Below are 11,846 nucleotides of genomic sequence, written 5' to 3'. Positions count from 1 at the left end.
TACATTTTCATGCCTTTCTAGTTGTTTTGTGGTTATTATAATTATAAAGCATGAAGTGGAAAACGAGCAACTCCTAATTGGAATTGCTCGTTTTTTATATGTGAGAAGCTAGTTTTTGCCCAGCCTCTTTTTGGTTAGTGGAAGCATAAAAAAATTCACTGGATTAGTCCAGTGAAATAGGGATATAGAGCTCTAAGGGTACAGCTATTTATTTCATGTTTTTTAAGACTTTCTCAAAACTCTCCGATCGTGCTTCCACGCTGATTTCTTCAAGGGTCAGCGGGTGCGTTAAGCTGAGTTTTTTGGCGTGGAGCATGAGGCGGGGGGCTGCGATTCGACTATAGAGTGGGTCGCCAATCAGAGCATGGCCATGATGAGCCAAATGCACCCGAATCTGATGGGTCCGCCCTGTCTGAAGGCGACAGGAAACGAGACTGTTTTTGCCAAGGCTCTTCAAGAGATGGACCTGGGTCAAAGCGGCCTGTCCCTTGCGGTTGTCGACCACCCGCTTTCTGCGGTCGTGTCGGTCCCGTCCGATTTTATCAGTGATAGTCCAGTCTGTCTTTCTTAGCTCCCCTTGGCAGAGGGCCAGGTAGTCACGATAGATGACCTTGTCCTCCAAAAGCCGATTGAGAATGGGCAGGATAAAGGGATTTTTAGCAAAGAGAATGGCTCCGCTGGTTTCCATATCGAGTCTGTGGACCACATAGCAGGTCTGACCCACATAGGCAGATACATGGTTGAGCAGGGCGATTTCCGTCGGCTCATTGCCGTGGGTTTTCATACCTTCGGGCTTGTTGACGATAATCAAATGCTCATCTTGGTAGAGTTCCTCAATCAAGTCCGCCTGTCCTAGAGGAATGCTTTTTTCTGGATAATCTTCCTGGTCAAAGGTCAATTCCAGCAGGTCGCCTGCAGCAATCGGGCTCTGCCAGTTAATCAGTTCACCGTTGACACGGACCTGTTTCTTGGTGCGGAGGAAGTGGCGGATTTTTCTAGGAATAAGAAAATAATCTTCCAAGACTTCCTTGACAGTCAGTTGTGGAAAGGCTTGGGGAATGCGAATATCAATTTTCATCTTATAGGCTGGTCGAGTGCTTGGGTTGCACCTTTTCATTTGGATTGAGGTAGTTCATGGCATTGTTGACTGCGGTTGGGGCTTCGCCCATCCCAGTCGCAATCAGGTCAACCTTGCCCTCGTAGAAGCAACAGTCACCGATAGCATAGATGCCAGGAACAGAAGTTTCTTGCTTGCTGTTGACCACGATGCGGTGGCGATTGAGCTCCAATCCCCATTCTTTCAGCGTACCGACAGATGATTTGAAACCGTAGTTGATAAAGAGGTGATCGAAAGACAGGCTGAGCTTGTCCTCGCTCTTAACCTTGTCAAAATGAATGCTAGAAGCTCTGCCATTTTCTCCAGAAAGTCCTTTAGGAACAAAAGGTGTGTGAATGCTGACGCTAGACTGCTTGAGCTCTTCTACGCTGTGCTCAAGGGCTCGGAAGTTGTCACGACGGTGGACGATGTGAGTGGTCTTGGCGATTTTTTCAAAGGCCAGGGACCAATCGACCGCAGAGTCACCGCCACCCAAGACGACGATGTCCTTGTCGGCATACTGCTGGATGTTGGACACGTGGTAGTGGATGTTGTCAAAGCTGTCAGCACCGTCAATCTCCAGCGGACGTGGCTTGAAGGCCCCGCCACCCATGGCGATAATCAGAGTCTTAGTTTGATGGCTACCCTTGTTAGTTGTTAGGGAAATGACCTCCCCAGGCTCAATGGCAGTTAGGGTTTCATTGAGGCAGATGGTGGTGTCAAATGGAGCCAGTTGAGCGAGGAGGTTGTCGGTCAACTCTTGTCCTGTCAGGCTTGGAAAGGCCGGAATGTCTAAAATGGCCTTCTCAGGATAGAGAATGGCAGGCTGGCCACCCAGTTGGGGCAGGGAGTCAATGATTTTGACCTTGGCTTGACGGAGATGAGCGTAGAAGGCGGCGAATAAACCGACTGGTCCGCCACCGATGATGGTAATGTCATATACTTGTGTCATGGGAATCCTCTTCTTTGTTCAGAATGACCCTATTTTATCATATTTTTGGAAAAAATTCCCTGTCTGTTGTCACAAGTTATCGCAGGCTTTTTTCTGCTAGTTTTTACGAAATGGTGTATAATGGTACAAAATTCACTAGAAAGAGGTAAAGTATGGACGATTTGCAACATCAGCCGATTGAAGTTCCAGAAGATTTCCAAATTAATCATGAAGACCGACCTAGCCGTCGCCGCAGAGGAAATCGTGGCTCTGTTGATAAACCAAAGAAAAAATCACGTATTCCGGAGCCGATTCGTAAATTTTGGCGGCGTTACCAACTGACTAAAATTTTAATCATTTTAATGGTCCTGATAGTTCTTACAGTAGGTGGCTATCTATTTTTCCTTGCAAAGACAGCTAATGTTGGTGATTTACAGCAGGCGCTAAAAGCTACAACGATTATTTACGATAAAGATGGTGCGGAAGCTGGGACATTGTCTGGTCAGAAGGGGACCTATGTAGAGCTGGATGCTGTCTCTGATAATTTAGAGAATGCCGTTATCGCTACAGAAGATCGGAGCTTCTACAAAAATTCAGGCATTAATTACCAGCGTACAATTTTAGCTGCCTTGACGTTAGGTCGGTCTGGAGGTGGCTCGACCATTACGCAGCAATTGGCAAAAAATGCCTTTCTAACTCAGGATCAGACCATCAGTCGAAAGGCTCGAGAATTCTTTTTGGCTCTGGAAATCAATAAAAAGTACAGCAAGCAAGAAATTTTGACCATGTATCTCAATAACGCCTATTTTGGGAATGGTGTTTGGGGAGTGGAAGATGCAAGCCAAAAGTACTTCGGTATTCCAGCCAGCGATCTTACTCTTGAGCAAGCGGCCGTCATTGCAGGTATGCTCAAGGGACCTGAGATTTATAATCCTTATTATTCTCTAGAAAATGCAGTTAATCGTCGGGATACAGTCCTGCAAAACATGGTCAATGCTGGTTATATTGATCAGGCGACTGCAGATGCAGGTTTCCAAGTAGACCTAGCCAGTCAGCTTTCAGATACCTATACAGGGAAACAAAGCAATTATTCCTATCCATCCTATTTTGATGCTGTGATTGCTGAGGCGATTGAGCGATACGGACTGAAAGAATCAGACATTATTAATAACGGCTATAGGATTTACACAGAGATGGATCAAAATTCTCAAGCCAGTATGCAGGTGATTTTTAATGATGAGACTATGTTCCCGACATCAAGTTTTGATGGTACCCATGCTCAGGCTGCCAGCGTAGCTCTTGATCCGACGACTGGTGGAGTTCGTGCCTTGGTTGGCCGAGTTAACAGTTCAGAGGATGCGGTCTTTCGGACTTTCAACTTTGCGACACAAGCCAAGCGCAGTCCTGGTTCAACGATTAAGCCTCTTGTTGCCTATGCTCCAGCAGTAGCGGCGGGCTGGTCGATTGATATGGCTCTGGATAACCATACAGAAACCTACGGCGATTACACCTTGCATAACTATGATTATTCGACTTCCGATACCATTCCAATGTATCAAGCTTTGGCTCTCTCTTACAATTTACCAGTAGCTTATATAGTGAATACCTTGGGGATTGACAAAGCTTTTGAATTTGGTCAAAAGTTTGGTCTTGATATGGAAAATGTTGAAAAGGTACTTGGTGCGTCAATCGGATCAGGTGTGGAAACGAACCCCTTGCAAATGGCTCAGGCCTATAGTGCTTTTGCGAATGATGGTGTAATGAAGGATGCTCATCTAATTACACGTATTGAAACAGCGAGTGGAAAGGTATTGGCTCAGCATCGCGAGACAAGTACAAAAGTAATTGACCGCTCGGTTGCAGATAAAATGACCTCTATGATGCTTGGGACCTATACGAATGGTTTAGGTGTATCTGCAGATGCGACGAATTACTATCTTGCAGGAAAAACGGGAACAACCGAAACAAGTTTTGATGTAAATCTTGTTAATGACCAGTGGTATATTGCTTATACACCTGATTTGGTCATCAGTCAATGGGTTGGTTTTGAACAGACGGATGAGAATCATTATATAGATAGCAGTAGCTACTGGATGGCTCCAACAGTCTTCCGCACAGTAGCTGATGCGATTTTGCCAAATACAGCAGGGACTTCCTTCGATGTGGAGAATGCCTATGTTCAAAATGGTATTGTAGAAGTAGCTCCAGATGAAGCTGCGCAAACTGAATCAAGCCTTGGTCAAGAACAGGTACAAGAAATTTCAGATCAGGCGAAAAACTTGATTGAGCAAACCAAACAAAATCTAATCGATGCCCAGTTACCAGAAAGAGCAAAAACCTTGTGGGATAACATCACGTCTTGGTTTGGAGAGTTGTCAAATCCATAAAAACATGGTAGAATGAAAAGGATGGAGGGCTTTATGGCACTAAAAAAAGCAAGCCTAGCCTGTACTGTTTGTGGTTCTCGAAACTATTCAATCAGCCTTTCGAGCAATCCCAAGCCAACACGGTTAGAAGTAAATAAATTTTGTAAACACTGTGGACAATACACTGTTCACAAGGAAACCAGATAGGAGTCACGCATGAAATTTATCAAAGACATTATCCGCATTTTAAAAGATACGTCTTGGCCAACTCGTAAGCAGAGCTGGACGGATTTCGTGTCTGTAGTGGAATATACTGCCTTTTTCGTAGCGGTGGTTTACCTCTTTGACTTGATTTTGTCACGAGGAATCATGAGCTTGATTAATCTTTTCTAGAAAATACTTGCCATTTGTAAAATGGAAGTGATATAATAAGGAAAAGCGAAAGCCTTCGGGCTTTTTTTAGCGTCTAAAAATTCCGTGTTTCCAAAGAAAGGAAGTAACAATGTACGATAGTTTTGATAAAGGCTGGTTTGTTTTGCAGACCTACTCAGGATATGAAAATAAAGTGAAGGAAAACTTGCTCCAACGTGCCCACACTTATAACATGTTGGAAAACATCCTCCGTGTGGAAATTCCAACTCAGACTGTTCAGGTTGAAAAGAACGGTGAGGTCAAGGAAGTAGAAGAAAACCGTTTCCCTGGTTATGTTTTGGTTGAAATGGTTATGACCGATGAAGCTTGGTTTGTGGTTCGTAACACGCCAAACGTTACAGGTTTCGTGGGTTCACACGGTAACCGTTCAAAACCAACTCCACTTTTGGAAGAAGAAATCCGTCAAATCTTGGTGTCTATGGGACAAACCGTTCAAGAATTTGATATTGATGTGAAAGTTGGCGACACTGTTCGTATCATCGACGGTGCCTTCACGGACTACACAGGTAAAATTACAGAAATTGATAACAACAAGGTCAAAATGGTTATCTCTATGTTTGGTAATGATACCATTGCAGAGGTTAACTTGAGCCAGATTGCTGAGTTGTAATAAGTTGTTAAAGCGCAGGGAAACCTGTGCTTTTTCTTGATTTTGAGGCTAACTCAAAAAAAACTTGCCAAAGATTTAAAAATTTTATAGAATTAGGTATACCTAACTTATAAATTAATCAATATTAAAAAACGGAGGTTTTATGAAACAGAAGTGGTCTCAAATTGAGAATAAACAACGCTTTAGCATCAAGAAGTTAAGTGTCGGTGTGGCATCGGTATCAATAGGATTTTTTATCACAGGTATTCCGATGGTTCAAGCAGATACTAGTGGAGAAGGATTGGAGTCTACGGTTGCGGTCGCAACGGATATGGACAGCAAGCAAGATTCTGCGGTAGAGAAAAAAGAAGATGGGTCATTATCAGATGAGTCAGTTAAAACGGAGCAGGTGGATGAACCAGTTGCTGAAGAGGGAGCAGTCGAAGAAGTTGTAGATACAGAGGCGGGTGAAGAATCAGGTCTTCTCACAGATCGAGTTGCGACCGAGATAAAAACTACAGCTGGTAAGACAACAGAAGAGTCAAGGGAAAAAGAAGACATTAGCGTAAAAGAAGCTAGTGCTCCTCAAACAATCCCGCAGGAATCACAGCTTGAGCCAGAAGAGGTGACAACAGGGCGCTATATTTTACAATTTTCCGAAGAGAACCGAAATCTTGTATTGGATAAATTAAAGAAAATTGATGGCGTTAAAATTGTTCATGAGTATAAGGAGGTTTTAACGGGAGCATCTGTAGAGGTAGGGAAAGAAAGTTTGTCTGATGTGAAGGCAATTACCGAATTAACCTCTTTAGAAGAGAGTCGCCGTATCCGACCGACTCTTCATACTGCTAAACAGCTGGTTGGTGCCTTAAAAGCAAGTTCTAAATATCAGACAGATGGTCGCGGAATGGTGATTGCAGTCATTGACTCCGGTTTGGATATTAAGCACAAAGACATGAGGTTGGATGATGGTGTCATTCCTAAAATCAAGGACATTACTCCATCTACGACAGGAACATACACACTGAAAGTTCCCCATGGCTATAATTATGTATCTGGTAACGATAATCTTTACGATGATACCCACGAACCACATGGTATGCACATAGCAGGAACTCTGGCTGGAAATGCAACAGACGAAGAAGTTGCGTCTAAAAAGGGAGTTGATGGGATTGCTCCCAACGCACAACTGCTAGTCTACAAGATTTTTTCAAATGACCCTAAAAATTATAAAGCTGAGACGGAGGATGCTGCCTATGCTGCCATTGAAGATGCTATCAAACACGGGGCAGATGTCATCAGCTTGAGCGTTGGTTATTATGATAGCGGGCTGCCAGGGAATGCTTACTACACGATTGCTAAGAGGGCAGCAGAAAAGGGGATTATCATTACAGCAGCTATTGGTAATGCTGGCGCCTCCTCTTCAGACACCTCCTTTGACCTGCATACAAATAATGCCTTGGGAGCTGTGGATACGGCAACAACAGTTGGCGTAGCAGCGACTCCCGCAGTTATCGCGGTTGGTTCGGCGAGAAATACCCATCTTGTTCAACGAGAATTTATGCTGAATGGACAGTCTTTTGGTTACTATCCTATTGGCTATACAACGCTTACAGAGGGAAGATATGAATTTGTAGATGCTGGAAATGGTCATTGGGAAGAAGTGCAAGGGCTTGATTTGGCTGGTAAAGTAGCGGTTATCAAAAAAGATAAGTTTGACTTGAAAGATGCTGTTCGTAATTTGAAATTCAAGGATGTTGCTGGAATTATTGTGATAAATACTGATCAGGGATGGAACAAGGATTATTATAGGACCCATCAGTTATTGGTAGATGATAAGACTTTGCTTTCCTACTCCTCTATCTGGGGAATTAGTCTTAGCGGGGAAGATGGAAGGCGATTATTAGAAGTTGCCAACCAATCGCAAGGTAACACTGGTTTGGTTCTTAAACCTACAATTGGAATGAAGAAGTTGATTGAAGTGCCAACTGTATCAGGCTTTTCTAGTTGGGGTCCTACGGTCAACTTAGAATTGAAGCCAGAGATTGTGGCACCAGGAGAGGATGTTTATGCAACCTTGAATGACAATCGTTATGGCTCCATGTCAGGGACTTCGATGGCTTCGCCAATTGTGGCGGGTGCCAGTGCACTTTTATTGCCACGGATTCGCCAAATGACACCACCAGAAGGCATGACTAGGATGGATTTGCTGAGAATCATTTTGATGAATACTGCTACCCCTTTGATTGATCTTCTAGATTCATCTGGGCATGCTTTGGAAAATTCTCCGAGACAACAAGGTGCTGGTCTGCTGCAGATCGATAGAGCCTTTGAAACAGACGTGATTCTTCACCACCGTCTAAAAGGAGGGGTGGAATTAAAAGAAATAGGGCGTGAGACAGAATTTGAGGTAACCTTGGAAAATCTGGGGAACCAACAAAGAAGCTTTGCTATTTCAGCTGGGAAAGTATTGACTAGTCAAGATGTTCCTGTTGATAGAATAGGACGTTCTGGAAAAGTAGTTAAAGAGATTCATGCGACAGAAATCAAGGGTTCGAGTCTTCATCTTTCTGAGCAATCCATTCAACTGGGTCCGAAAGAGAAGAAAACCATTCGCCTGAAATTGGATGCAGGAGAAGCGAAAGACCAGTTTGCAGAAGGGTATATTTACTTCAAATCATTGACGGAGGGGCAGTCTGACATCAGCATACCTTATTTTGGCTTTGTTGGTGACTGGTCAAAAGAAAGGATTGTTGATGCACCGGCTTGGGAAACCAGTTCTAAATTGAAACTGACCTCAGTTTTATCTAGCTATAAACACAATAAGTCTGGGCGCTATATTGAACTTGGGCGTGAAAAGATTCAAGATAATCAATCGCCTCTCAATCCAGACAATATCGCAATTCAAAACCAGCATTCGGATAGTCAGATTGGGAATGCCTTTGTTCGATTTGCACTATTGAGGGATATTACCAACTATGATTTGGATATTGTAAAAGAAGCTACAGAAGATGCTCCTGTTTTAAGGCGAATTGATACAGGAACTATGCTGTCTCGTGTTCGCTATGTAGATTATTTTGAAAGTCTTTCGGAGTATTCCAAGCTTCGTACTCCGATAGAATTACACCGTTGGGATGGGAAAGTGTACGATGCAAGCAAGGATGAAAATGTACCGGCACCGGAAGGACAATATTTCTTTAGATTGCGGGTAAAAAATAAAGAAAATGGTGCCTATCAGTATACCTATCTGCCAGTCAAAATTGATAATCAAAAGCCAGAAATTGTCGCGATTGATACCAATCGTCTAACCAGCCATAGAGAGCTGGTCGTCACAGCCAAGGATAATAATAAAGTTTGGGAGGTTCGAGCTAATCTAAATGGAGAAGATCTTCTTGTTGAAAAGGTTGTAGATGATGCAGGTCAACTACATTACCATCTCAAAGAAGTGGAACTGCCACTCGATGCTAAAAATCATCTCCGTGTTGAAGTGATGGATATAGCGGGTAATGTGGTTGCTGTTGAAAAAGACTTAGTGGCGCCTGTAATCCAGTTTAAAAATTTGGAAGATTTGATGGCAACTCGCAGTAAGAAAACTGTAGAAATTAAAGCGAACGTCTCAGCGCAAGTTTCCGATGTGCAGGCTAACTTGGATGCTCAGGCTGTGAATTACTCTCTTGAGAATGGTCAACTATCTCTCCAGATTCCAGAGCAATCAGATGGACGCCATAGTTTTGAATTAATCTTGAAAGATAAGGATGGCAAGCTTATTTACACTAAAACCTTGAATTATTTGGTAGATAATGAAAAGCCGACGATTAATCTTGATATTGAAAAAGATGAAGAAGATGAAGAGGTTATCCAGATTGGTAAAAACGGACGTTTTACATTGAAGGGGAAAGTGAGTGATAATGTTAGTCTTCCTAAAAATATCAAACTTTACTATTCCAATCTAGACATTGGTAAGGGAGAGCTGAAAATCATAGATGTAAAAGAAGACGGCAGTTTTGAGCAAGACTTCTTTAAATCTGATTTTCCTAGAGCCATCATGTTAACTGCGGTAGATGAGAAGGGCAATAAATTAAAGGACCTTCGTATCAATACAAGTCCAGAGAGTCTGGATGAGGAGGAGGAAACAGAAGTTCCGATTACTGTTAATAACTGGTTGATTGACCCGATTCGTTTCAATAAAGAAAGTCTTGGTCGTGAGCTAGATAGCGAGTTGGTCGACTTCAAAAAGCAAGAAGATGGGACTTATCTATTTACATTTGAAATAGAAGCAGAAACCGAACAAGCTCATTCTGTGCGCATCAATGGTGGTGAAAAACGCTATTTTGAGGATGGCAAGTTGACCTATCCAGTTACCCTGATTGAAGAGGGAAATGTTGTGGATATAAGTGTGTACAATGAGGCGGATGAGTTGACTTACACGAAGAAATATCAGATGTTGGTTGATACAGAAAACCCTGTTTTACAGCTGGAAAATGAGGTGCTGCCATTGGAACGACAGGTAGTGGATAGTGAAGAAGATGAAGACGAGGAAAATCAGTATGCAGGAGTTCTCCTGGCAGATGCTGATGGGCACTTGACACTTACCGGAAGCGCCAAGGATAATGGAATTTATTGGTCCTTGAAGATCAACGAAGATTTTGTAGCTCGAGGAGGCTTCTGGAGGCAGTATGGAAATAATGAAAAAGCCTTTCGCTATGAGCTACATAGTCTGAAAGACGGGGATACAGTCAAACTTGATTTGAGTGACAGTTTTGGAAATGCTGTTGTGAAGAAATATAAGGTACGGTTAAATGACAAGGAAGTATCTGAGCAAGTTCCTGAAAAAGACCTTCATGTGGAGCAATCAGATAAGGATCAAGCCCCTAGCATTCCTGTTCCGAAATCGGAAGCGCATGTACCAATGCCAAAAGAAGATAATTCACTTGCTTCGCAAACAGAATCCACTGAAATCGCGCTGTTAACTGGCGGTACAAGAGAAGACGGTGTGGAGCATTTGGGGAGACTTACAAAACATGAGGAGCCACTAGGAATTTCTGACGAGAGAATAGAAGTGTCCGTACCTCACAGAGAATTCTTTGAAAGAAGCGGAAGAGGAGAGACAGGTGCATTAGCAGCGGATACTAGTGGGAAACTGCCTCAAACTGGGGACAGCATGGGAAGTGTCTTTATAAGTGCTTTGTTAGGTCTATTTGGTGGAGCTATGGCCCTCGGAAATCTGAAGCGAAAAGAATAGCAAAAAACCTAGGGAGATTCCTAGGTTTTTTAGAATATTAAAAGGCGGTAGACGGATTTGAACCGACGATCAAGCTTTTGCAGAGCCGTGCCTTACCACTTGGCTATACCGCCATAACAAAGAATATTGTACCTTAAATAGTGAAATTGGTCAAGTGGAAATTTCCGAATCAGCCCAATTTCCAGATTTTACGGTAGACTAGAACTTACTTTGAGAATTTTGGGATGGCAGATTTTTATGAATTTCTCGGTTGTTTTACTTGAAAATAGGCAGGTATTCTGATATACTGATTAAAGTTGCTGTGCAACAAATACTCATCTCGGACCAATTGTGGTCTTGTTGCCGAAAGGTTGGGCTGCAAGTCGAAGTTCGGGAGAGGAGAAAAAACAAAAAGGAGAAATACTCATGGCAGTAATTTCAATGAAACAACTTCTTGAGGCTGGTGTACACTTCGGTCACCAAACTCGTCGCTGGAATCCTAAGATGGCTAAGTACATCTTCACAGAGCGTAACGGTATCCACGTTATCGACTTGCAACAAACTGTAAAATTGGCTGACCAAGCTTACGAATTCATCCGTGACGCTGCAGCAAACGACGCAGTTATCTTGTTCGTAGGTACTAAAAAACAAGCTGCTGAAGCTGTTAAAGACGAAGCTATCCGCGCTGGTCAATACTTCATCAACCACCGTTGGTTGGGTGGAACTCTTACAAACTGGGGTACAATCCAAAAACGTATCGCTCGTTTGAAAGAAATCAACCGTATGGAAGAAGATGGAACTTTCGAAGTGCTTCCTAAGAAAGAAGTAGCATTGTTGAACAAACAACGTGCTCGTCTTGAAAAATTCTTGGGCGGTATCGCTGACATGCCACGCATTCCAGATGTAATGTTCGTTGTTGACCCACACAAAGAGCAAATCGCTGTTAAAGAAGCTAAAAAATTGGGTATCCCAGTTGTAGCGATGGTTGACACAAACACTGATCCAGATGATATCGATGTTATCATCCCAGCTAACGATGACGCTATCCGCGCTGTTAAATTGATTACAGCTAAAATGGCTGACGCTATCATCGAAGGCAACCAAGGTGAAGACAGCGTAGCAGCAGTTGAAGCTGAATTGGCAGCTGAGCCAGCATCTACAGAATCAATCGAAGAATTGGTTGAAGTTGTAGAAGGAAAATAAGTAACGAA

General features: G+C 43.0%; 8 protein-coding genes and 1 tRNA gene. 6 read left to right on the top strand and 3 right to left on the bottom strand.

Annotation, left to right across the window (positions count from 1 at the left end; genetic code table 11):
* Nucleotides 1-208: 208 nt before the first annotated feature.
* Complete coding sequence (locus tag ODU50_RS04715) at nt 209-1,078, bottom strand: RluA family pseudouridine synthase (protein WP_105152910.1); 870 nt, start codon at nt 1,076-1,078, stop codon at nt 209-211.
* Nucleotide 1,079: 1 nt separating this feature from the next.
* Nucleotides 1,080-2,048: an NAD(P)/FAD-dependent oxidoreductase gene (locus ODU50_RS04710; protein WP_105152911.1), complete on the bottom strand. Its 969-nt coding sequence runs from the start codon at nt 2,046-2,048 to the stop codon at nt 1,080-1,082.
* Between the two features lie 152 nt (nt 2,049-2,200).
* Between ODU50_RS04710 and pbp2a the strand changes: the two genes are divergently transcribed.
* The 5 genes from pbp2a to ODU50_RS04685 all read left to right on the top strand — a co-directional run bounded on the left by pbp2a (nt 2,201) and on the right by ODU50_RS04685 (nt 10,656).
* The gene (pbp2a, locus tag ODU50_RS04705) at nt 2,201-4,414 is read left to right on the top strand and encodes a penicillin-binding protein PBP2A (RefSeq protein WP_398581336.1); all 2,214 of its coding nucleotides are present in this window, start codon (nt 2,201-2,203) and stop codon (nt 4,412-4,414) included.
* A 33-nt stretch (nt 4,415-4,447) separates the two neighbouring features.
* Nucleotides 4,448-4,600 (top strand): 50S ribosomal protein L33, encoded by a 153-nt coding sequence (gene rpmG / locus ODU50_RS04700; protein ID WP_002940258.1) that lies wholly within the window; start codon nt 4,448-4,450, stop codon nt 4,598-4,600.
* 9 nt (nt 4,601-4,609) lie between these two features.
* Nucleotides 4,610-4,786: a preprotein translocase subunit SecE gene (gene secE, locus ODU50_RS04695; RefSeq protein WP_002940255.1), complete on the top strand. Its 177-nt coding sequence runs from the start codon at nt 4,610-4,612 to the stop codon at nt 4,784-4,786.
* 109 nt (nt 4,787-4,895) lie between these two features.
* The gene (nusG, locus tag ODU50_RS04690; protein WP_002940254.1) at nt 4,896-5,435 is read left to right on the top strand and encodes a transcription termination/antitermination protein NusG; all 540 of its coding nucleotides are present in this window, start codon (nt 4,896-4,898) and stop codon (nt 5,433-5,435) included.
* 142 nt (nt 5,436-5,577) lie between these two features.
* A complete protein-coding gene (locus ODU50_RS04685) occupies nt 5,578-10,656 on the top strand; it encodes a S8 family serine peptidase (protein WP_105152913.1) in 5,079 nt (1,692 codons plus the stop codon).
* Between the two features lie 42 nt (nt 10,657-10,698).
* Here the strand turns inward: ODU50_RS04685 and ODU50_RS04680 are convergent.
* Nucleotides 10,699-10,769, bottom strand: a tRNA-Cys gene (locus ODU50_RS04680).
* 292 nt (nt 10,770-11,061) lie between these two features.
* Between ODU50_RS04680 and rpsB the strand changes: the two genes are divergently transcribed.
* Nucleotides 11,062-11,838, top strand: a complete 777-nt coding sequence (rpsB, locus tag ODU50_RS04675; protein WP_012775356.1) for a 30S ribosomal protein S2 — start codon at nt 11,062-11,064, stop codon at nt 11,836-11,838.
* The last annotated feature ends 8 nt before the right edge of the window (nt 11,839-11,846 follow it).

Source organism: Streptococcus sp. 2020WUSS084 (genome assembly GCF_044427445.1).
In the GTDB taxonomy this organism is placed as follows: domain Bacteria; phylum Bacillota; class Bacilli; order Lactobacillales; family Streptococcaceae; genus Streptococcus; species Streptococcus suis.
The sequence above is the reverse complement of the archived record's forward strand: the minus strand, read 5'-3'. Positions and strand labels throughout refer to the sequence as shown.